Source organism: Dongia sp. P2_B8 (assembly GCF_056404715.1).
Genome location: NZ_JBFUDM010000001.1, coordinates 34,040 through 54,092 on the forward strand (window position 1 = coordinate 34,040; position 20,053 = coordinate 54,092).

Genomic DNA, 20,053 nt, shown 5'->3' on the forward strand with positions numbered 1-20,053 from the left:
GCTCTAAGCCCCTCGCCCCGCTTGCGGGGAGAGGGGTTGGGGTGAGGGGGCTTTGAATGAAACACGACATTGGGGCGCTACAATGACCGGACTTATCGACCAACCCGCCACGTTCCACAGTCTCAAGGGCAAGGTGGTGTTCGTTACCGGCGGTGGCAGCGGCATCGGTGAAAGCATCGTGACGCATCTCTGCCAGCAGGGGGCCAAGGTCACCTTCGTGGATATCGCGGAAGCGCCCTCGCGCGCTCTCTGTGCCAGGATCGCCGCCAGCGGTCATGCGGCGCCGGACTTCATCCAGGTTGATCTCAGGAACATCGAGGCCCTGCGCGCGGCCATCGCCACCGCGGCCGCCAAGCATGGCCCTATCCGCGTGCTGGTCAACAATGCCGGCAATGATGATCGTCATCGCAGCGAAGACGTGACACCGGATTATTGGGACGAGCGGATGGCTGTGAACGTACGGCATCAATTCTTCGCGGCCCAATCCGTGCGACCGATGATGCGTGATGCCGGTGGCGGCTCAATCATCAATTTCGGCTCGATTACCTGGCTGGTGGGGGATGGCGACTGTCCCGGCTACGTGACCTCGAAGGCTGCCATCACCGGCATGACGCGGGCGCTGGCGCGGGAGTTCGGCCCGGAACGCATCCGCGTCAATTGCGTGCTGCCGGGTTGGGTCATGACTGAACGCCAGGTCAAATTGTGGCTGGATGAGGCCGGCGAGAAGCAGATCGACGAGCGGCAATGCCTCAAGGACAAGCTCTTTCCGGCCGACATCGCGCGCATGGTCCTGTTCTTGGCGGCTGACGACAGCCGCATGTGTTCGTCGCAGAATTTCATCGTCGATGGCGGCTGGGTCTGAGTCCAGCGCATCGCCTTACGCAACGGGGTCATCAAATGCGTCTCATTCAATATTTCAATGCTGGTGCGCGGCATGTCGGCTGGGTGCAGCCCGATGGCGACCATGCCCGCGAAATCGGCCAGGTATCGAGCGTGTTCGAGCTCGCCAATCTTGCTATCGCCCGCAAGACCGGGTTGGAAGCCTTGGTCAAGGAATTGGCCACCGATAAGACGGTCGATTATGCCAACCTGCTGGCCAAGGGCCAGGTGATGGCACCGGTCGAACATCCGGAACCGGCGCGCTTCTTCATCACGGGTACGGGCCTCACCCACATCGGCTCGGCATCGGCGCGCAACCAGATGCATATCAGCACCCATGGCGACGGCGCACCTGAATCCGATTCCATGAAGATCTTTCGCATGGGGCTGGAGGGTGGCAAGCCCGGCGCCGGCAAGATCGGCATCCAGCCGGAATGGTTCTATAAGGGTGTCGGCACCTGTGTTCTGGCGCCGGGCGATCCGCTGCCCCTGCCGGCCTTTGCGCTTGCCGGCGCCGAGGAAGCTGAAATTGTCGGGCTCTATATCGTCGGGCCGGATGGTCAGCCCTTCCGCATCGGTTATGCGCTCGGCAACGAATTCTCGGATCATCTCACCGAGGCGCAGAATTATCTCTACACCCAGCATTCCAAATTGCGCGCCTGTTCGATCGGACCGGAAATCCTGCTGGGCGAGTTGCCGCAGGATGTGCGCGGCAAGTCGCGCATCCGCCGCGGTGACAAGATCCTGTGGGAAGAGGATTTCCTGTCAGGCGAAAAGAACATGTCGCATTCGATCGCCAATCTCGAGCATTATCATTTCCGCTATTCCATGTTCCGGCGGCCGGGCGACCTTCATGCCTATTTCTTCGGTGCCGCGGTCATGAGCTATGCTTCGAAGATCAAGACGGAAGTGGGTGACGTGTTCGAGATCGAGGCCGAGGTCTTCGGCAAGACGCTCTGCAACAAGATGGTGGCGGTGCCGGACGAAGGTCTGGTGACCGTGAAGGTGCTGTGACGCCGCGATACTGCGTGCGGCGAGAGTTCAAGACATCACGACTGAACGATGATGACGAACAATCAACAAGGAGGTTCAATATGTTTGGGAATCTGGTAAAGCGCGGACTGCCGGTGATGGCCGGTCTCTGTGCCCTGATCGGTACCGGCCTGATGGGCGCGCAGGCTGCCGATGCCAAGGAATTGCGCATCCTCGCCTGGCAGGGCTATGCCGACGACGATTGGGTGAAGGAATTCGAGAAGAAGACCGGTGCTGATGTCAGCGTCGTCTTCATTGGCACGGACGATGAAATCTGGGCCAAGATCAAGGGTTCGGAAGGCAAGGATTTTGATCTCTTCGCCGTCAACACCGCACAGCTGCAGCGCTACATCGACGCGGGTCTCACCACGCCGATCGACCTCGACAAGGTGCCGAACCAGAAGGGCCAGCTGCCGATTTTTGCCGACCTTACCAAGGTCAAGGGTGTCATGCGCGACGGCAAGGTGCATGCCATTCCGTTCTGCTTCGATTCCATCGGCCTCATCTACGACACCGACAAGGTAAGCCCGGCGCCGACCTCCATGGACATCCTGTGGGACCCGAAATATAAGGGCAAGGTGCTGGCCTATGACAATGGCGAACACAATTTCTCGTTCACGGCACTCACCCTCGGCATCAAGGACCCGTTCCATCTCGACGCCGCGCAGCTAGACGAGATCAAGAAGAAGCTCATTGCTCTCAAAGGCAATGTGCTGAGCTTCTACAGCACCGCCGATGAGGCACTGCAGATCTATCAGAGCAATGACGTGGCGTTGATCTGGGCCAATTACGGCCAGCAGCAGGTCAAGGCGATGCAGGATGCCGGCGCCCATATCGCTTACGTCAATCCGAGCGAAGGTGCGCTTGCCTGGCTTGATACCTGGGCGCTCACCAGCGGTGTCGAAGACAAGGATCTGGCCGAGCAGTGGATCGATTTCGTCCTGCAGAAGCAGATCGGCGAGCAATTGTCGCAGCGTACCGGTTTCGGCAACACGGTGGCTCCGTCACCCAATGCCGGCGCCAATGACAAGTTGATCTACCTGGAATCGGTCGAAGACCCGACCAAGCGTTCCGACCTTTGGAACGAGATCAAAGCCGCCCAGTAGCAGCGGTCCTACGGTCGGCTGGCGATCCATGGGGGTGGGTCGCCAGCCGAGCTTATTTTAAGTTCTGCGAAATATCCGGGGTATGATGAGCACCGATCGGCTGTTGCTGGAATTGAAGGCAGTCTCGAAGGATTTCGGCAACACCAACGTGTTGCAGCGGATCGATCTTGCCGTGCGTGACGGTGAATTCATCACCATCCTGGGACCGTCGGGTTCCGGCAAAACCACGATCCTGCGGATGATTGGCGGTTTTGAAAGCCCAACGACCGGGCAGATCCTGCTCGACGGCACCGATATCAGCCCATTGCCGATCAACAAGCGGCCGTTCAACACCGTGTTCCAGGACTATGCCCTGTTTCCGCACATGACTGTCGCGGCCAATGTCGGCTATGGCCTCAAAGTCCGTGGTGCCAGGAATGCCGAGATCCTGGCCCGGGTCGGGCAGGCGCTCGATCTGGTGCAGTTGGGTGATTTTGCCGGCCGCTATCCGGCGCAATTGTCGGGTGGCCAGCGTCAGCGCGTGGCCCTGGCACGCGCCATCATCTGCCGTCCGCGTCTCATTCTGCTCGACGAACCGCTCGCCGCTCTCGACGTCGAATTGCGCCGCCATATGCAGCTGTTCCTCAAGGACATCCAGCGCGAGATCAAGACGACCTTCCTGTTCGTGACCCATGACCAGGAAGAGGCAATCGCGATGGCCGATCGCATCTGTGTCATGAATGCCGGCCGCATCCAGCAATTGGGCACCGCCCACGAAGTCTATTATCGGCCGGCCAGCGAGTTCGTGGCCCGTTTCTTCGGCGACAATAACCTGGTGGAGGGCCGCCTGCAGGAGGTCGCCGGCGATCTGCGGTGGATCGACACGCCAATCGGCCGCCTCGCCTGTGCTATCGACGGCCAGCCTGAACTCGCCGCGGCACCGGATGGCACCCGCGCCTTTGCGACCTTCCGGCCGGAAGCGCTGTCGCCAACGCCGACTGGCACGCCAGTGGAGAATTCCGCTCATGGCATCGTCAAATCCTTGAGCTTTGCTGGCGCCCATACGCTGGCCAACATCAATGTCAGCGCCAGCGAGCCTGTCACCTTGCGCCTGCGCCTGCCCAGCCGCGTCGAAGGCGTGGCACTCAGTGCCGGCATGATCAGCAATCTCTATTGGCGCGCCGCGGAATGCCGACTGGTGCTGGTGTGAGATGAACGGCCCCACGACAGAGGCGGCAATGAAAGCGCCGGGACAAGGCCGCAATTGGCTGGCAGCGATCGGCGTCTTCGTCTATCCGGTCGCTTTCATCCTGCTGCCGCTGGTGGCCTTCCTTGCCTACAGCCTGTTCTGGACCGAGCAGGGCCAGATGTCCTATGCGCTCACCTTGCGCAATTATCAGCGCTTCTTCACCGACCCGGTCTTCCTGCCGGTCCTGTGGCAGACCTGCATCCTCTGTCTCGAGGTGGCCTTCCTCACTGTATTCGCTGGCTATCCCGTTGCCTATTTTCTGGCCAGCCTGCGCGGGCGCAAGCGTTACATCCTCTTGATGTTGATGCTGGTCCCGCTGCTGATGAGCTATGTCATCAAGATCTATGCGATCCGCAGCATCTTGGGGGGCAATGGCGCGCTCAACCGGGCGCTGCTGTGGCTGGGCGTGATCGACGAGCCGCTGACCATCTTCGTCTTCAACCTCAATGCCGTGTTGCTGACATTGACGGTGCTGCTCATTCCCTTCGCCGTGCTGCCGATCTTCCTGTCACTGGAACGCATCCCGCGCTCATTGATGGACGCCTCGGCGGATCTTGGTGCCAGTGCCGGGCAAACCTTTATGCGCGTCATCCTGCCATTGAGTCTGCCCGGTACGATCACCGCGCTCACCTTCACTTTCGTGCTGGCGATCGGCGACTTCCTGACACCGCAGATGGTCGGCGGGCAAAGCGGCTTCACCTTCGGGCGGATCATCTACAGTCAGTTCGGGACAGCCTTCAACTGGCCGTTCGGCGCCGCTCTGTCGGTGATCCTGGCTGCCGTGGTGATCGCTGCCATTGCCGTGGGCACCGTCTTCGGCCGTGACCGGAGTGCTGGCAAATGACCCGGGATTCGCGCGGCAATTGGTTCCTGGCAGGTTTCACCCTGCTGGTCTTCATCCTGCTCTACGGGCCGATCTGTGTTCCCATCGCATCCTCCTTCTTTACGCTGAAGCAGGGCGTCGTGGATTGGCAGCAGCCGACCGCGGGTGCCTATGTCACCTTGGCATCGAACGAAGGTATCCTGGTGGCGTTGCGCAATACCATGGTGGTCGGCGTCTCGGCTGTCCTCTGTTCGCTCATCCTCGGCATGGCAAGCGCACTCTATGTCAGCAGCGGCAAGTCCAAGGACCGGGCCTTGCTGCAGTTCATCATCTTCCTGCCGTTCCTGATGCCGCCGATCATCACCGGCCTCGCCTTGCTCATCTATTTCCGCGAGATCGATTTCGACCGGTCGCTGGTGACGGTGATCATCGGCCATACCGTCTTTGTCCTGGCATTGGTCTATCGCACCTTGCTGGTGCGGCTCCAATCCTTGAGCCGAAGCCTGGTCGAGGCGTCCTACGATCTCGGCGCCAGCGGATTCCAGACTTTCCGCTATGTGCTGCTGCCCAATCTCACCAGCGCCATGATCGGTGCTGCGATCCTGGCCTTTGCGCTCTCGTTTGATGAGACCATGATCACGCTGCTGGTGACCGGCACTGACAATACCTTGCCGACCCGCCTCTGGGCCATGATGCGCCTTGGCTTCACGCCGGACATCAATGCGCTGGTGGCGTTGATCCTGGGCCTCACCACGATCATGTGCCTGCTTGCCGCCCGCTATCTCATGCCCAAGGAAATGTGACGTTTATTCTACATTGTAGAATAAGGTGGCTGCGATATGCGTGAGAAGTTGGCGTCGAGATGCCCGCTGATCCGGCCTCGGGCCGCACTTGTAAAGACAAGTTAATGCGCCTGTTACTGCGCCCGGCACTTTGACGGAGATTTGGGCGCGGCCGTGCCAGGAACTAATGCCGGCAGGGCCCATTCCTATCACCTAGCCCAAGTTCAAGGAGAGACGGAATGAAGAACATGCTCAGGACAAGCATGGCGCTGGCGGTGCTGATGGTGGCATCGCCGGCGCTCGGCCTTGCCGACAATGCGGTCATGACACAGACGATCGCCCCGGATGGCAGTGTCGATGCCGGCAGCCTCATCGGCAAGGATGTGGTCGATGCCCAAGGCAATGCCGTGGGCGAGGTCGATAGCGTCATGGTCGACGCTGGCGGCAGGGTGCAGTCGGTCGTCATTGACGTCGGTGGCTGGATTCAAGGTGACAAGCTGATCCCGGTGGCCTGGAAGGATCTGCAGCAGACCGAGGACGGGAAGATCGTCACCAGCCTGACCAAGGACCTGGCTGAGGCGACACCACCCTATGACTATGCTGACGATTCCCTGCGCGGCAAGGTCATGACCGGCGACGGCAAGCCTTACGCGGCGGCCGAGCCCGGCACGCTGATGCCGAACGATACGCCGATCAAGAATGCCGATGGCAGCATCAACACCAGCAAGCTCATCGGCCTGGATGTCGAGAACGGCGATGGCGATGTCGTCGGCGAAGTCGGGGAAGTGGTGTTGGAGGAGAATGGCAGCGTCCAGGGCGTGGTGGTCGATGTCGGTGGTTTCCTCGGCATCGGCGTGCACCCGGTCCTGTTGAACTGGAAGGACGTCCAGCTCAGCGGTGCGCAGAGCGAGGTGAAGGCCCTGGTCAACGCGACCAAGGAGCGCCTGAAAGCCCTGCCGGCCTATGAAGCCAACCCCAACTAACAGCCAACCCCAACCAAGAGATAGAACCGGCATGGGGTAGCGACGCCCTGTGGGTAGCGACGCCCTGTGCCGGCCCGTTCCCTGTGCCGGTCCATGCCCGGGCGACATCAATCCTCCAGCATATGCCCGACTGGGCTAAGAGCCTCGACCCGGTCGCACAGGATCTTGGTGATCGCCAGCATAGGCACCGCGAGGATGGCGCCCGCGACGCCCCACATCCAGTACCAGAAGATCAACGCGAGAATGACGGCCACGGGATTGAGCGTGAAGCGCCGGGCCAGGAGCAGAGGGGTCACGATCTCGCCCTCGATGACATGGATGACGAGATAGAGGCATACCGGCAGAAGTGCGAGGAGATCGTTCGCGAAGCTCAAAAACCCTGCCAGCAGGAAGATGCCGAGGCCGGCGATGGGGCCCAGGATCGGCACATAGTTGAGCAGCAAGGCAAGCACGCCCCAGAGCAATGGATCGCCCAGGCCGCAGAAATACATCGCGATGGCGACTGCGACGCCGACGGCGAGATTCATGATGCTGACCGTCACCAGATAGGCGGAAATATCGCTTTCGATCTGCTGTGAAATGTCGATGGCCTGGCGCTTCTGGCGAAAGGTCGGCAGCAATTCCACCAGGCGGCGCAGGAATTTGTCGCCGGCGATCAGCAGGAAAAAGAGAATGATGCCAGTGGTCAGCAGACCATCGGTGACAGCACCCAGCCGGCCAACGACCCAGCCGACGACGTCGAAATGCTGCACGGTCACCGTTGTGCCGGCGCCATTGGTTGCCGTCTCGGCACGGTGGATGAGGCGCTGCACCAGATCGATCGGTTCGCGCAGCAGGCTGAGGCGGTCTGTGAGGCGAGCGATGGCCTCGGGCAGCTTTTCGATCCAGGCGGTGGCCGACCCCATGAGCGGCGCCAAGACCAGCAGGCCGACGCCTACGAGAAAAGTGATCGTGAGCAACGCCGCCACCGTTTTCGGCAGATGTACTTTCGTGAAAAACCGGAAGATAGGCTGCAGCAATAGGCGCAGCACGAAGGCGACGACGATCGGCAGCACCACCGGCCGCCCGATATAAAGCGCCCAGAGCAGCGCCAGCAGGAACAGGCCGACGATGGCGACGGTGATCGGATCGAGGCCAAGCTGAACCGATTCCGGGACGGCAGCATCCTCGTTCTCGATAGGGTTTTGCGGCGCCTTGCCGACAGGTATTTCGGTGATCGTGGCCACGGCGTTAATCCAGTCATCCTCGTGAATGATGAGACCGCCGGGATAATCGGCCGGGGCGGAATAACAACGACGGGATGAGGGAAATGTTCCGCTTGTACGCAGCCGGATATCGGGCCGGATATCGGGCCACATATTGGAACTGGCCCTTGCGGAACTCTCTGTAGCGGGCGGCGTTATTCAGCCAGGGAGTCTGTGGCTGACCGCGGACTGTCACAAGCCTGCGTGCCGTGAACCCGCCTGCTTCAATGGCTTGGTGGGGACATGGCCAAGATAAGTCGGAGGAATGATGACCAAGATTCGCGCTGCCGGTACTTTCGAGGACGCCACGCTGGATGTGCTGCGCATCCTGGGCGTCACCAATGCAGCCAAGGCTGCCAATCTGTCGCCCAAGACGATCCGGGATTATTCCGATCCCGATCGTGCGGGCCGCCCGACCTTGGCGAAGTCCGTCCTGCTGGATGCTGCCTGTTATGCCAAAGTTGGCCGGGCACCTTTCCTGGAGGCCTATACGCGGCAATTGGCCGATGCGACGACGGAGACACCCCGCCAGGGTGGCGACGTTCTCTCTGAGGCCCTGGATCTGCCGGGCGCCATCGGCCGATTGATCGACATCATCCGCAAAGCGCGTTCGACCAATTCGCCGAATGGGGTGAGCCTGTCGCCCAATGAGGCGTCGGCCATCCTGCGGGAGATCAAAGTGCCGCGCCAGGAACTGGATGATCTGGAATTTGCCGTCACGGCCGCAACGAAATCCGGGAAGTGAGCCTCATCAGGTCGCTAGCAGGCGTCAGTTGAAGACGGGAATCAGGCCGATGGCTGGAGTTCCCGGGCTTCGGCGGTCTGTTCGGGCGTCAGGGACAGAACGTTAAACGTAATCGTCGTCGCGGTGCCGGGCGGCCCGGCAACGTGCATGCGGCCACCTAGCTGCTTGGTAAAGGCGGCAATCAAGGTGGCGCCCATGCTTGCCGCCGGATTGCCAGCTTCCTCCGCCAGGGGCCCGACACCATTGTCAACGATGGTGAGCGTTGCCGCGCCATCTCCTGCCACCACCAGTTTCACGTCGATGGTGCCGGCCAGCTGGTTGGGAAAGGCATGCTTGAAACAGTTTGTGAGAATCTCGGTCGTGAGCAGAGCCAGGGGCACGGCGCGATCACCGATCATGCGCAACTCAGGAAAGCTGAAGGTCATCTTGACCCGGCGGGATGATATGCCGGAGCCGTCCTGCAGCAGGTTGCAGAGGTTTTTCATGAAGGGCGCCAGGTCGATTTCCTTCAGATCTTCGCTTTCATAGAGATGCCGGTGTACCAGGGCGAGGGCGTTGATGCGCATCTGCAGGTCGGAAAAGGCCTGCTTGAAAGCATCGCCCCGCGGCAGGCGTGCATAGAGGTTGAGCAGGCTGGTGACGATCTGCAGATTGTTTTTCACCCGGTGATGAATCTCGCGCAGCATCAGCTGTTTCTGCGCCAGTGAATCGCGCAGATCCGCCTCGCGATGCTCGATGCGGATCGCCATGGCCTTGAGATTGTCGCCCAGCTGCCGGATCTCCATCGGCGCGCCGCGCAGTTCCGTCTCGGCAGACAGGTTTCCAAGGTCCATGGAATTGGCGGCCTCGGTCAGCTTTTCCGTCCATCTCGTCACCAGCAATCGGGCGCCAAGAAGTGCTGCGAGCATGCCGGCGACGGAGACCAGGGTAAGAATGCCAATCTGGATCATCAGGTCGCGCAGCAGCGGGTCCATGACATTTGCGCGCGGCATGCCGAAGATGACAAAGAGACCGTTATTGCCAAGGGCGTTGACGGCATAAAGCCGGGTCTCGCCATCAAGGCCGGGTTCCTCAAGGGCACGGACACCTTCTTTGACGATCCGCAGCAAGGCGGCTTCACCCGGCAAGGCATTCTTGGCACGTTCGCCGTCGCCGGTCGAACTGACGAGCACCTTGCCATCATGATCAAGGAGCGTGATTTCACCGGCGCTGGGCAGGCCGGGTTCCTGACCGATGGCAGACAGCCAGTTGAGGCGGATGCCCAGCGCGATGGCGCCCTTCATCACGCCATCGGTATCGAAGACGGGGGCAGCGTAGGAGATGATCGGTTCCTTGAGGGCCGGCGACATCAGGAAGCCGCTCAGCGTTGCCGTCTTGGTTGCCATCACCGTCTTGAACCATTCACGCTGCGAGACGTTGATGATGGCTTTGCTGTTGTCCCATTGGCATAGGGACTGGCCACCCAGATCGAACAGGACTGCCGTGCCGTAGGGTGGGTAGGGTTTTACCGCCCTGGCGAAAGATTCGTTGCAGGCCGTGGCAATCCGCGTATCGCTGACACCGCGCAGGACAGAGAGCACGTCATCGTCGCGCGAGAGGTTCTGGACGATCTGTTGCGATTGCCAAAGAAGGTTGGCTTCATAATTCGAGGCAAGGGTTGCAAAGCGGGCGGTCGAATCCCGCGCAATCGCCACTTGGCTGCGGAAATTGTCGATGGCCGCCCAGACACCGAAGGCACTGGGTACCACCAAGACGATTGCAAACAGCAGAATAAGGCGATGGCGCAGTGGCCCAAGAAAGGAGCCCATCATCTGGTATCACCAGAACGCGCGGCGGCAATGCTGGTGGGCGCTGCATTGCTATTGCTGGTGGCGCCATGCATCTTTCAAAGCTCCCCAGCTGCTAAATCTGCCGTGTCGCGTATTCCGCAATGCGTTTCGGTCGGCCCGGGTTACAAGGCAATGGATACAAGGCAATCCTCCAGCCCCACCAGATAACGCCCCGCCGACTTGCGCCCACGCCAACCGGCGCCCCTGATTGATGACGCAGGCGGACGTGAAGTGGGGTGGCGTGCCCAGGTATCAGACAGCGATCCGCTTGGCGTGACCGGCACTGGAGAAAGACAGGGCCTGCGAAATGGTCACCTTGAGCGTGTCGGATTCAAATGGCTTGGTCACCAGATAGGTCGGCTCCGGCCGCTCGCCGGTCAGCAGGCGCTCCGGATAGGCGGTGACGAAGATGACCGGGACCGACGACATGCGCAGAATCTCAGTCACCGCGGTAATGCCTGATCCACCGGCGCCGAGATCGATGTCGGCCAGCACCAGCCCTGGCTGGGTCTTTTTGAAGAGAGCCACAGCCTCGGTCTGGCTGGCGGCAATGCCGACCACCTGATGGCCGAGATCACCCACCAGGCTGGCGATATCGAGCGCAATGACCGGCTCGTCTTCAATGACCAGGATCGAGGTGGCAATCTGCTGGTTGACCGTCGACCAGGCATCGACCAGAAGCGCTTCTGCTTCGGCGAGGGGAATGGCAAGGATGGTGGCTGCATCCGCCGTCGAGAAGCCTTCAAGCGAGGTGAGCAGCAGAATCTGCCGTTCGGAAGCCGGCAAGGCGCGCAGGCGCGCTTCAACCGAAAGATCGACCAACTCGCCGGTATCGGCACCCGGGTCGACATTGCGGCTGGAAACGGCGTGGAACAGCCGGAACAGGCCCAGCTTTACATCGGTGCCCTCCGGCAGCAGGGCCGGTTCGGCCAGCAGCGCTTCAAGACAGATGCGCACGTAAAGATCGCCGGATTCCTGCGAGCCCATCAAAGCGCGTGCATAACGGCGTACATACTTGAGATTGTGGACGATTTCGTCAGAATTTGCCCGCACGTTGCCACCCTTTTTTGAGAATTCGATCTGCGATTAACTTTTTTCAGATGGAGAAGGAACCGTTTAACACTTGCTGGGTTCCCGTCACCGAGAGAAAAAGACGCTTCGAGCGATGCTAAGGATATGTTCCTATATCGCCAGAGCTAGGGTTGTCGTGGCATTTGGCCCTGTTCAGGGGCCTCGGCATGAGTCCTCAGAAAGATTGATAAGGCGGCTGGCCATCGTGACCTCAAAGCATAATGATCAAAAGGCGGGCGCCCCGGACAACAATGGTCTGGCGGCGGAGGGAAAAGCTGATGCCGGCGGCACAGTCTCCGGACCGACTTCTACCTCCGGGGGTGGCAAAGCGCCCCAGGCGCTGGACCGCTGGTTCGACGATCAGCTCAATCAATTATTTAATGACGTGAGCAGCGAGCCATTGCCGGCCGATCTGGCAAAATTGATTGGCCAGTTGAAGGCCCAGGGTCAAAAATAGCTGCGTCAAAAATAGCTGCGTCAAAAGTACTAAGAGCAAGACGCCGCCTGTTAAGCGCGCATGGACGCGTCGTGGCATATTTTCCAGCCGACAACTGCGTCACGCCGAGTTCGCCTAAGGAACTGCGGCCCGCCCCCGATGTTTGGGAGCGGCAAGGGAGAGTAGTGAATGGATACCCAGGTCGTGAAACAATCCAGGGCCGATGTCGAAGCGATGCTGCTGGATGTCATTCCGCATCTGCGCGCATTTGCTCGCTCACTCACCCGCAACCGCGATCAGGCGGATGATCTCACACATGATGCGGTGGTGCGCGCGTTGGCGGCCATCGACCAGTTTACGCCAGGCACCAATTTCAAGGCCTGGATGTTCACCATTTTGCGCAACCTCTATTACAATGAATGCCGCAAGCGCTGGATCAAATCGACACCGATCGATGAGATGGCGGGTGATGAACCTTCCATCGGACCCGCGCAGGAAGCCAATCTCGAATTCAATGATTTCCGGCGCGCCTTCTGGCAACTCAATGCCGATCAACGCGAGGTGCTGATTCTGGTTGGCGCCAGCGGATTCAGTTACGAGGAAGCGGCCGAGGTCTGCAATTGCCGCGTCGGCACGGTGAAAAGCCGCGTCTCGCGCGCGCGCGCCGAGTTGAAGCAGATTTTGGAACAGGGCACTTTGAACGGTCAGCGCAGTGATGCGGCCCCAACCCAAGCTGATGGCCTGGAGCCATTCCTGGAACAGGATTCGGTTACCGACACGCCGCAGCAGACCTATCGCGGGCAAGATCGCTCCTGATCTCGTCACATTTGAGGATAATAAGACGATGGCGAGGATAAGACGATGAAACCAATTTCAATTGTCGGATTGCTGCTGATCATTGGCGGCGTAGCCGCGCTGGCCATCGGCCGCTTCTCCTATACCACCGAAGAGAAAGTGCTCGAGCTTGGGCCCCTGGTGGCGACGGCCGACAAGGAACACACGGTTCACATTCCCGATATCGCCGGCATCATTGCCGTCGTGGCCGGCCTGGGTCTGGTGGTCGTCGGGCGGCGTCGCGCCTGAGGCGGGCGCCTATTGCGCCGTGACGGCGGCCGGCATGATCGTGGATGCCTCCGCCGCCCGCGGGAAGACAAGCATCGAGCGGAAGCCGGCTCCCCCTGAATCCTGTTCGATCTGCGCGCCAAGGCTCTTGGCCATGGCATAGACGATCCGCGATCCGACACCGGTGCCCTGGATCTCCAGCCCATCGGGACCGGAGGCTGCGCTTGACCCGACGCCATCATCCTCGACCGCCAGCGCCAAGGTGTCATTTGCCCGGGTGTTGGTTAGCTGGGTATTTAGCTGGGTACTTTGGGCGACCGGCGCCAGCTTCACGCGGATCGGGCCGCCCTTGTCCGGATAGGCGTATTTCAGCGAATTGGTCACCAGTTCGGTGACGATGATGCCGACCGAAATGGCGCGGTCGGTGCTGAGCTTGACGTCCTCGACATCGACCAATAATTCGCACCCCCGGTCCCGCGCCGCCAGCTGCTGATCTTCCAGCAGCTTGCGCAGATAGGGCTGCATCTGCACGAACTGGACGTCCTCCGACGTATAGAGGCGTTGATGGACCTGGGCCACGGCGATCACGCGTTCGGCCGCCTGGCGAAGGACATCCTTCGCATCGGGATCACGGGTGGCGGAGGCCTGCAGGCGGATCATCGAGGTGATGAGCTGCAGCGAATTGCCGATGCGGTGATTCATTTCGTGCAGCAGGATCGATTGCTTGGCCGCCAGTTTTTCCAGCCGGTCATTGGCCGCCAATATCTCCGCCTCGGCCGCTTCCTTGGCGTGGCGCAGCTGCGATTGCGTGACGGCGGAATGGATGGCCTTACGCAGCAGGGTCAGGAAGGATCCTTGCAGATCCTTGACCACAAAATCGCTGGCGCCGGCCTTCAGGGCCGCCACCGCGATGTTGATGTCCTCGCTGCCCGTGACGTAGATCACTGCCGGTGTGTTCGGCAGGGCGTCGAGGTCGCTGAGAATCTGGAGGCCGTTCTCGCCCGGCATGAAGTGGTCGAGGCCGATCACGTCGAAGGCTGCTTCGCGCACCAGGCGCAGGCCATCGGCGCCGCTATGGGCCAGCGTCACCTTGATGTCATGGCGCGCAAGATCCTTGGCGACCAGCCGGCAGATGCCGGGATCGTCGTCGATATAGAGAATATGCGGCGCTGTCTCAGGAGGCACGGTGATCCTAGGCCTATGGCAATTCGATGATGGAAAAGAACAAGCCCAACTGCCGGACCGAATGGGCGAAGGCATCATATTCCAGCGGCTTCTTTACATAAGCACTGCAGCCGAGATCATAGCAACGCTGGATTTCGACCTTGTCGTCGGTGGTGGTCAGCACGATGATCGGGATCTGCTTGGTATGTTCGCCGGCCTTGACCTTGGCCAGGATGTCGAGCCCGCTCATATCCGGCAGGTTGAGATCAAGGAGGATGAGGAACTTGACATCGCCGCCCGGCCTGCCGGGTGCTGCGGCATCGTCGATAAAATCAAGTGCGGCACGGCCCCGGGTAAAGGGGATGATCTCGTTGGTGATGCCGGCGCGGCGGATGTTCTTTTCAATCAGGCGCGCATGGCCATCATCATCCTCGATCATCACGATGCGTACCGGTCCGGTCATGGTCCTTGGTCTCCTGCGTCAGGTGTGTTTGTCGGGCGACAAGTCACCCTGGGGCAACAGCACTGAAAATACGCTGCCCTTGCCATAGTCCGACCGGCAGCTGATCTTGCCGCCGAGCCTGCGGATAAGGACCCGCAGATGTGCCAGGCCAATGCCCTCGCCGGGGCGATCCTGCCGGCCGCCGCGGCGGAACAGATCGAAAATGCGTTTGAGATCGTGGGGTTCAATGCCGCGGCCATTGTCCTCGACCTCGAACAGGACGGCGCGGCGCAACAGCTGGGCGCGGATTACGATCCGTCCCAAGCGGCTGTCGTCCAGATATTTGACGGCATTGTCGAGGAGATTGCCGAAGATCTGCTCGACGGCCAGCCGGTCGCTGACCAGGTCAGGCAGGTTCTCGATCACGATCTCGGTGCCGCTTTCGACAGTCTGGTGACGGAGCGTTGCGGCAATATCGTTGAGCAGTGCCGTCATGTCGAGTTTTTCGTACTGGAACTGCCGCTGACCGGACCGGGCGAGCCGCAGCACGGCGCTGATCAGCCGGTCCATCTTGGTGGTCGATTGCTGGATGAAACTGAGCGCCTCGCCAAAATCCTGATCGATGACGGAAGGATCGCGCGGTTTTATATCGATTGGTGGCGCCGAGCCGAGGAGCGCTGCCGTCTCGGCGCGGATCGTTGCCAGTTCTGCGGCAAAGCCCATGATATTGACCAGGGGCGAGCGCAGATCGTGACTGATCATATAAGCGAACTTCTGCACTTCCTCATTGGCCTCCTGCAGGTCGGCGGTGCGGGCGCGCACGCGTTCCTCCAGGCTTTCATTGGCGGCCCGCAGGGTCTCCTGCGTCGCCTGCAGGCCACGGGTATGGCGCACACCGCTGACGACAGCCAGCCCCGATACCAGCAGCACCAGGATGGCGGCACCCAGCTGCACGACGAACAGCCAGTTGCCGTTGGCCCGCCAGCTGTCGATGCGTTCCTGCGATTGCCGGGTTGATTCGGTCCAGATCGCGGCGATGCTGGTGCGGATCTGGTCCATCAGGACCTTGCCCTGATTGGAGCGGACAATGGCCATGGCATCGTCGCGCCTGCCGGATTCGAACAGGGATATCGTGTTGGTCATTTCGCCGATCTTCGCACCGATGACAGAGCGCAGATTGAGCAGTTCGACTTGCTGCGCCGGATGGCCCTTCAAGGCCTCGGTGACCGCTTCCAGCGTCGGATAGATCTTGCTCATGCTGTCGTTATAGCGGTCGAGATAGTCGCGATTGGCGGTCAGGAAATAGCCGCGCTGGCCGCTTTCGGCGCGCTGCAGCAGGATCAGCAGGCGGGCCACATCGGTGGTGACGTGCTGTGCCTGGAGAACCTCCGTGCCGGCGGCACGGTTGTCGATCACCAGAAATGCCGACACCAGGGCCACCACCACCATGAGAGAGGTTGCGCCGATGAGGACGATCAGCTGGTTGAGATGTCGGCCGCCGCTGGCCCGCACCATCGGTGCCAGGCGCGCATGCCAGGGCTGGCTTATGGCTGTGGGATCCGTGTGGGGCAAGCCCATCTCCAACGACAGTACCGAGCAAAATGCCTGGACCGGGCGAAATGCCCGGGGCCAGTAACCCATGCGATCATTACCCTATGTGATCAATATCGTTAAAACTGACAGCATCCTGGCGAGGCGGGTTTTTCGCGTCAAGAAAACATAGTGCCGATTTCTCCGACTATCGGCTCAGTTGCCGGCAGCTGTGAAGCGGAACCTGCATCACGTCTTTGGGTTGATCGTCTAAGCCGACCGCCATCGCCATCGGCGTCGATAATTGATCAATGGAGGGATGACATGCTAGGGACCATTCTGTTGGTACTGCTCATTTTGATGCTGCTGGGCGCCGTTCCGGCTTGGCCATATAGCCGTTCCTGGGGTTATGCCCCGAGCGGCATCATGGTCGTGCTGCTGATCGTCGTGGTCCTCGCGGTATCAAGCGGACGCATCTAGTTTCGCGCACGGCAAAAGAACCGCCCGTTCCGTGAGGATCGGGCGGTTTTGCCTGCTGGTTTCGCCTGCCGCTGATCAACCCATCCAATAGGCGGCGATGATCGCCAGGGCGAGAATTGCCAGTGATGTCGACAGAATGAGGACGTTGCGCACGCGGCCGCTGATCTCGCCGGATCGCGCCTTCTGCGCCGATATGTGCTGATGCTGGTCGGCCATAAGATGTCACCCTTCCGAATTCTCGTGACTCGGGTCTCTTCAGGATCAAACACCGGAGAAGGGCGTTAGTTGCCCGCAGTCGCCAGGCTTAAGGGACTAAGCCCGGGCCTGGTTCAAAAAGGTGGCGGCGAAATGGCCCAGTGCCACGAAGATCAGGCAGAGGATGACCGACAGCGCGATATTGCCGGCGGCGGCGGGTAAATGACCGGCACGGATGAGGTCCAGCGTCTGCAGGCTGAAGGCGGAAAAGGTGGTGTAGCCACCGCAAAGTCCGACCATCACAAAGAGACGGATATTGTCACCGACCAGCAGCCGGCCGTCGGGTCCGCTCAGCGTGCCGAAAAACCCGATCACGAATGATCCCAGGATGTTGATGAAGATGGTCCCCCAGGGAAATTCGGTGCCAAGCCTGGCGCCGACAAAACTCCCGGACCAATACCGCGCCATGCCGCCCAGCGCACTGCCGAGCGCAATCCAAAGATAAGCCGCCATCTGGAACCCCATCCACAAACCGACGATCGCCCCGCTTATAGCATGGCGGGACGGCCAGGATGAAAGGGGTGATCAGGCCGAATTGGCGGCGCGGCGCGGTTCTGCCTCGGAAGTGGTGCGGGCAGTCCGCGGCGCGGCCGAAAAGCCCAGCCGGGTGCCGCTGTAGAGCAGGCCCAAAAGCGGCAGGTGCGCCGTGTCGGGACCTGGTGCGTCCTGGGCGACATTGTCCTTGGCGACGTGCCGTTTCAAGGCGGCATCCGGGCCGGCGGATCCCAAGGTGAAGGTCTCCGCTGCCACATCCTGCAGCAATTCGGCGCCATAGAGGAACTCGCACGGCATCATGGCGGCGAGGAACTTGAACTTGCCGTCGCGCACACCGCCCTTCAGCATCGAGCAATGATAGCCGGTCTCGCCCCGGGTCAGCGCCAGGGGTGCCGTGCCTGGGGTGCTGACATGGAACACGCCCAGCAACTTGCCGCCGTCCAGCTTGAGGGTCAGCTGATGGCGCGCGATATCGATTGCGGTCAGGGCAAAGCGGCGGTTGTGGTATTCGACCAGCGGCGCGTCCTTGGCCGCACGGAAGATGGTCGGTACATCAATGACGCCCGCATCGGCAAAGTGATCCGGATCGACGGCCGGGGGCAGGGCGGCCTCCGATCCGGCACCCCATGCCGCATCCCGGGCAGTGCGCACCAGCGCTTCCGCCGCAAGATCGGCCACCATGGCGGTGGCTATCGGCCGGGTGTAATGGCCCTGGTCGCTGTAGAAGGAGGGATCGCTCACGACGTCGCGGCCGAAACGGCGCATCAGCAGGCGCGAGATATCGATCTCCGTCGTACCGTACCAGTCCGAGAGGTAATGGATACCAGCATCGATCGACGGCACGCTGCCGAGCCACGATCCGTTGCGGGCACCAAAAATCAGCGTGCAGATCTTGATCCTGGGATTGCGGGTGAGAGCATGGCGCAGAATGCCCTCATAGATTCGCGCCCAGTGCCGGAACTGCCGGCGCTCATCGCCATAGATGAAGGCATCGTTGAGCGCATATTCAATGATCAGCAGATCCGAGCGCTCCAGCGCATCGCTGGTCTTCAGGCGAAACAGGCCGTAGGCGCTGGTGGTGCCGCCCACGGCCATATTTTCGATCACATCGAGACGCAGGCCCTGGCGTTCGGTCGCAGCCAGCATCTGGCCGAGATAGCCCGGTTCCATCACGGTGTTGGAGCCGCCGATGATGGTGGTGCGCAGGGTCTTTGGCATTAGGTTCGGTTCTCCCGCTCTCAGGCAGCCATCAGCATGGCCTGGTAGTTCTCCGTCATCATCAGGCCGGCTTCGGTCAGGTGACGATGGAAGTTCTTCAGGCGCATGCGGTAGGTGTCGAGGAAGGCATTGATGCGCTGCTCCGACATGAACTCCGCCATGAACGCCTCGATACCCATGGTGCAGGCCTTGTCGACCGAGGTATGCGGCACACCGAAGAATTCGGCCAATTCCTTGACGCGCAGATCCTTGAACAGGATCGCTGTCGGCAGGCCGACCTGCAACGCTGCGACGCCACCATGAAAGCGGTCGCCGATGAACACATCATGCCAGCCATAGCATTGGCGCCAGGCATCGACGCTATCGAAGTAGAAATATTTGTCGAATGGCGCCGGCGTGCCGATTGCCTCGGACATCAGCGGCTCGAAGACGCTCTGGATCATCTGGTTGCGCGCGTCGTCGAAGAAGTGACGGCCCTGCAACTCGTCCTTGAACTGGAAGATCTCGTCCTGGAAGACATAGGAGCATTTCTGGCCGGTGAAGAATTTGGCCAGCTGCCGGCCGCGCACCGACTTCTTCTGCAGATAGCCGGCCGTGACGAAACGGTAATCCTCCGGCTTCTTCGTGGGTGCCTTGATGGCCAGGATATTCTCCGGATACAGCATCATGCTGGGGCAGCCGAGTGCTGTCGGGTTCTTGAAGCCCATCTTCCGTAGCCAGGCTTCGGTATAAGTGCCGCGCACGCCGAACACCAGGGCGCGCTCGTCAATGAGCTTGAGGAGCTCGACCGTGGCCGGTTCCAGGCCGCTCAGATCCTCCAGCTCGTTCTGCATGCCCATGCCGAGCACGACGAGGGGGATCTTCAACTGCTCGATCACCTTGACCAGCGAGCTGTGATTGAGATTGGGGCGGATTTCATTCGCCATCGGCAGGACGAGGGCGTCGAAATTGTTGTTGAGCATGTCCATCGCCTCTTTCGAGCCCTTATAGGCGTCGTAGAGGACGTGCACGCTCAGCATGCAGCTATAGTTGCGGTCATAGTCGAAGATCCGGCACGACCCTTCGCCGATGAGCATATTGCCCTTGTTCGACGTCAGGTAGAAATTGCGCGACAGCGTGCTGAAATCCGTGCTGTTCGACCGGGGAAGGCCCTCCGAGAAGGGCATACCCGGATGATAGCGATAGCGGGTATCCGCCGGTTGACGACCGAAACAAAGTCTCTTCATCGCGAAAATCCTCCTCCCCGATA

At 60.6% G+C, this 20,053-nt stretch carries 22 protein-coding genes; 12 read left to right on the plus strand and 10 right to left on the minus strand.

Annotated elements, in window-relative coordinates:
• Window positions 1–82: 82 nt before the first annotated feature.
• The 7 genes from AC1DWZ_RS00125 (at window position 83) to AC1DWZ_RS00155 (ending at window position 6,833) form a co-directional block, all read left to right on the plus strand.
• Window positions 83–862, plus strand: coding sequence for an SDR family NAD(P)-dependent oxidoreductase (locus AC1DWZ_RS00125; protein WP_477166822.1), 780 nt, complete (start codon window positions 83–85; stop codon window positions 860–862).
• A gap of 35 nt (window positions 863–897) precedes the next feature.
• A complete protein-coding gene (gene araD1 / locus AC1DWZ_RS00130) occupies window positions 898–1,893 on the plus strand; it encodes an AraD1 family protein (RefSeq protein WP_477166823.1) in 996 nt (331 codons plus the stop codon).
• 80 nt (window positions 1,894–1,973) lie between these two features.
• Window positions 1,974–3,017, plus strand: coding sequence for an ABC transporter substrate-binding protein (locus tag AC1DWZ_RS00135; protein ID WP_477166824.1), 1,044 nt, complete (start codon window positions 1,974–1,976; stop codon window positions 3,015–3,017).
• Window positions 3,018–3,099: 82 nt separating this feature from the next.
• Window positions 3,100–4,206: an ABC transporter ATP-binding protein gene (locus AC1DWZ_RS00140; protein WP_477166825.1), complete on the plus strand. Its 1,107-nt coding sequence runs from the start codon at window positions 3,100–3,102 to the stop codon at window positions 4,204–4,206.
• A 28-nt stretch (window positions 4,207–4,234) separates the two neighbouring features.
• A complete protein-coding gene (locus AC1DWZ_RS00145; protein WP_477166826.1) occupies window positions 4,235–5,089 on the plus strand; it encodes an ABC transporter permease in 855 nt (284 codons plus the stop codon).
• Window positions 5,086–5,871, plus strand: coding sequence for an ABC transporter permease (locus AC1DWZ_RS00150; protein WP_477166827.1), 786 nt, complete (start codon window positions 5,086–5,088; stop codon window positions 5,869–5,871). The genes AC1DWZ_RS00145 and AC1DWZ_RS00150 overlap by 4 nt, the downstream gene beginning before the upstream one ends.
• A 218-nt stretch (window positions 5,872–6,089) precedes the next feature.
• Window positions 6,090–6,833: a PRC-barrel domain-containing protein gene (locus AC1DWZ_RS00155; protein WP_477166828.1), complete on the plus strand. Its 744-nt coding sequence runs from the start codon at window positions 6,090–6,092 to the stop codon at window positions 6,831–6,833.
• Between the two features lie 107 nt (window positions 6,834–6,940).
• Here AC1DWZ_RS00155 and AC1DWZ_RS00160 read toward each other — a convergent pair whose 3' ends face one another.
• Window positions 6,941–8,059, minus strand: coding sequence for an AI-2E family transporter (locus AC1DWZ_RS00160; protein WP_477166829.1), 1,119 nt, complete (start codon window positions 8,057–8,059; stop codon window positions 6,941–6,943).
• A 286-nt stretch (window positions 8,060–8,345) separates the two neighbouring features.
• Here AC1DWZ_RS00160 and AC1DWZ_RS00165 point away from each other — a divergent pair, with 286 nt between their 5' ends.
• Window positions 8,346–8,822 (plus strand): hypothetical protein, encoded by a 477-nt coding sequence (locus AC1DWZ_RS00165; protein WP_477166830.1) that lies wholly within the window; start codon window positions 8,346–8,348, stop codon window positions 8,820–8,822.
• Window positions 8,823–8,863: 41 nt separating this feature from the next.
• On the opposite strand, the gene AC1DWZ_RS00170 is transcribed toward AC1DWZ_RS00165, so the two are convergent.
• The gene (locus AC1DWZ_RS00170; RefSeq protein ID WP_477166831.1) at window positions 8,864–10,633 is read right to left on the minus strand and encodes a histidine kinase dimerization/phosphoacceptor domain -containing protein; all 1,770 of its coding nucleotides are present in this window, start codon (window positions 10,631–10,633) and stop codon (window positions 8,864–8,866) included.
• A 270-nt stretch (window positions 10,634–10,903) separates the two neighbouring features.
• The gene (locus tag AC1DWZ_RS00175; RefSeq protein WP_477166832.1) at window positions 10,904–11,704 is read right to left on the minus strand and encodes a response regulator; all 801 of its coding nucleotides are present in this window, start codon (window positions 11,702–11,704) and stop codon (window positions 10,904–10,906) included.
• 223 nt (window positions 11,705–11,927) lie between these two features.
• On the opposite strand from AC1DWZ_RS00175, the gene AC1DWZ_RS00180 reads away from it, so the two are divergent.
• The 3 genes from AC1DWZ_RS00180 to AC1DWZ_RS00190 all read left to right on the plus strand — a co-directional run bounded on the left by AC1DWZ_RS00180 (window position 11,928) and on the right by AC1DWZ_RS00190 (window position 13,241).
• Complete coding sequence (locus tag AC1DWZ_RS00180) at window positions 11,928–12,179, plus strand: hypothetical protein (protein WP_477166833.1); 252 nt, start codon at window positions 11,928–11,930, stop codon at window positions 12,177–12,179.
• Between the two features lie 168 nt (window positions 12,180–12,347).
• Window positions 12,348–12,974: a sigma-70 family RNA polymerase sigma factor gene (locus tag AC1DWZ_RS00185; RefSeq protein ID WP_477166834.1), complete on the plus strand. Its 627-nt coding sequence runs from the start codon at window positions 12,348–12,350 to the stop codon at window positions 12,972–12,974.
• Between the two features lie 45 nt (window positions 12,975–13,019).
• Window positions 13,020–13,241, plus strand: a complete 222-nt coding sequence (locus AC1DWZ_RS00190) for a hypothetical protein (RefSeq protein WP_477166835.1) — start codon at window positions 13,020–13,022, stop codon at window positions 13,239–13,241.
• Between the two features lie 9 nt (window positions 13,242–13,250).
• On the opposite strand, the gene AC1DWZ_RS00195 is transcribed toward AC1DWZ_RS00190, so the two are convergent.
• Genes AC1DWZ_RS00195 through AC1DWZ_RS00205 form a run of 3 tightly spaced genes read right to left on the minus strand, consistent with a single transcriptional unit; the run spans window position 13,251 to window position 16,467 of the window.
• On the minus strand, window positions 13,251–14,405 hold the full coding sequence (locus AC1DWZ_RS00195) for a sensor histidine kinase (protein WP_477166836.1): 1,155 nt from the start codon (window positions 14,403–14,405) through the stop codon (window positions 13,251–13,253).
• Between the two features lie 13 nt (window positions 14,406–14,418).
• Window positions 14,419–14,847, minus strand: a complete 429-nt coding sequence (locus AC1DWZ_RS00200) for a response regulator (protein ID WP_477166837.1) — start codon at window positions 14,845–14,847, stop codon at window positions 14,419–14,421.
• 18 nt (window positions 14,848–14,865) lie between these two features.
• A complete protein-coding gene (locus AC1DWZ_RS00205) occupies window positions 14,866–16,467 on the minus strand; it encodes a sensor histidine kinase (RefSeq protein WP_477166838.1) in 1,602 nt (533 codons plus the stop codon).
• Window positions 16,468–16,680: 213 nt separating this feature from the next.
• Here AC1DWZ_RS00205 and AC1DWZ_RS00210 point away from each other — a divergent pair, with 213 nt between their 5' ends.
• Window positions 16,681–16,836 (plus strand): DUF3309 family protein, encoded by a 156-nt coding sequence (locus AC1DWZ_RS00210; RefSeq protein WP_477166839.1) that lies wholly within the window; start codon window positions 16,681–16,683, stop codon window positions 16,834–16,836.
• Window positions 16,837–16,911: 75 nt separating this feature from the next.
• Here AC1DWZ_RS00210 and AC1DWZ_RS00215 read toward each other — a convergent pair whose 3' ends face one another.
• From AC1DWZ_RS00215 to AC1DWZ_RS00230, 4 genes are all read right to left on the minus strand, one after another.
• Window positions 16,912–17,052 (minus strand): hypothetical protein, encoded by a 141-nt coding sequence (locus AC1DWZ_RS00215; RefSeq protein WP_477166840.1) that lies wholly within the window; start codon window positions 17,050–17,052, stop codon window positions 16,912–16,914.
• Between the two features lie 96 nt (window positions 17,053–17,148).
• Window positions 17,149–17,544: a fluoride efflux transporter CrcB gene (gene crcB, locus AC1DWZ_RS00220; protein WP_477166841.1), complete on the minus strand. Its 396-nt coding sequence runs from the start codon at window positions 17,542–17,544 to the stop codon at window positions 17,149–17,151.
• Between the two features lie 72 nt (window positions 17,545–17,616).
• Entirely contained in the window at window positions 17,617–18,804 is a 1,188-nt protein-coding gene (locus AC1DWZ_RS00225; protein WP_477166842.1) for an SGNH/GDSL hydrolase family protein, read from the minus strand.
• Between the two features lie 20 nt (window positions 18,805–18,824).
• A complete protein-coding gene (locus AC1DWZ_RS00230) occupies window positions 18,825–20,030 on the minus strand; it encodes a polysaccharide pyruvyl transferase family protein (RefSeq protein WP_477166843.1) in 1,206 nt (401 codons plus the stop codon).
• Window positions 20,031–20,053 lie beyond the last annotated feature (23 nt).

Bases quoted from the DNA above. Each gene is read 5' to 3' on its own strand.
- AC1DWZ_RS00150 (WP_477166827.1), top strand. From the start codon at position 5,086: ATGACCCGGGATTCGCGCGGCAATTGGTTCCTGGCAGGTTTCACCCTG.
- AC1DWZ_RS00200 (WP_477166837.1), bottom strand. From the start codon at position 14,847: ATGACCGGACCGGTACGCATCGTGATGATCGAGGATGATGATGGCCAT.
- AC1DWZ_RS00230 (WP_477166843.1), bottom strand. From the start codon at position 20,030: ATGAAGAGACTTTGTTTCGGTCGTCAACCGGCGGATACCCGCTATCGC.
- araD1 (WP_477166823.1), top strand. From the start codon at position 898: ATGCGTCTCATTCAATATTTCAATGCTGGTGCGCGGCATGTCGGCTGG.
- AC1DWZ_RS00155 (WP_477166828.1), top strand. From the start codon at position 6,090: ATGAAGAACATGCTCAGGACAAGCATGGCGCTGGCGGTGCTGATGGTG.
- AC1DWZ_RS00170 (WP_477166831.1), bottom strand. From the start codon at position 10,633: ATGATGGGCTCCTTTCTTGGGCCACTGCGCCATCGCCTTATTCTGCTG.
- AC1DWZ_RS00145 (WP_477166826.1), top strand. From the start codon at position 4,235: ATGAAAGCGCCGGGACAAGGCCGCAATTGGCTGGCAGCGATCGGCGTC.
- AC1DWZ_RS00205 (WP_477166838.1), bottom strand. From the start codon at position 16,467: ATGGGTTACTGGCCCCGGGCATTTCGCCCGGTCCAGGCATTTTGCTCG.
- AC1DWZ_RS00135 (WP_477166824.1), top strand. From the start codon at position 1,974: ATGTTTGGGAATCTGGTAAAGCGCGGACTGCCGGTGATGGCCGGTCTC.
- AC1DWZ_RS00190 (WP_477166835.1), top strand. From the start codon at position 13,020: ATGAAACCAATTTCAATTGTCGGATTGCTGCTGATCATTGGCGGCGTA.
- AC1DWZ_RS00165 (WP_477166830.1), top strand. From the start codon at position 8,346: ATGACCAAGATTCGCGCTGCCGGTACTTTCGAGGACGCCACGCTGGAT.
- AC1DWZ_RS00215 (WP_477166840.1), bottom strand. From the start codon at position 17,052: ATGGCCGACCAGCATCAGCACATATCGGCGCAGAAGGCGCGATCCGGC.
- AC1DWZ_RS00185 (WP_477166834.1), top strand. From the start codon at position 12,348: ATGGATACCCAGGTCGTGAAACAATCCAGGGCCGATGTCGAAGCGATG.
- crcB (WP_477166841.1), bottom strand. From the start codon at position 17,544: ATGGCGGCTTATCTTTGGATTGCGCTCGGCAGTGCGCTGGGCGGCATG.
- AC1DWZ_RS00225 (WP_477166842.1), bottom strand. From the start codon at position 18,804: ATGCCAAAGACCCTGCGCACCACCATCATCGGCGGCTCCAACACCGTG.
- AC1DWZ_RS00140 (WP_477166825.1), top strand. From the start codon at position 3,100: ATGATGAGCACCGATCGGCTGTTGCTGGAATTGAAGGCAGTCTCGAAG.
- AC1DWZ_RS00210 (WP_477166839.1), top strand. From the start codon at position 16,681: ATGCTAGGGACCATTCTGTTGGTACTGCTCATTTTGATGCTGCTGGGC.
- AC1DWZ_RS00125 (WP_477166822.1), top strand. From the start codon at position 83: ATGACCGGACTTATCGACCAACCCGCCACGTTCCACAGTCTCAAGGGC.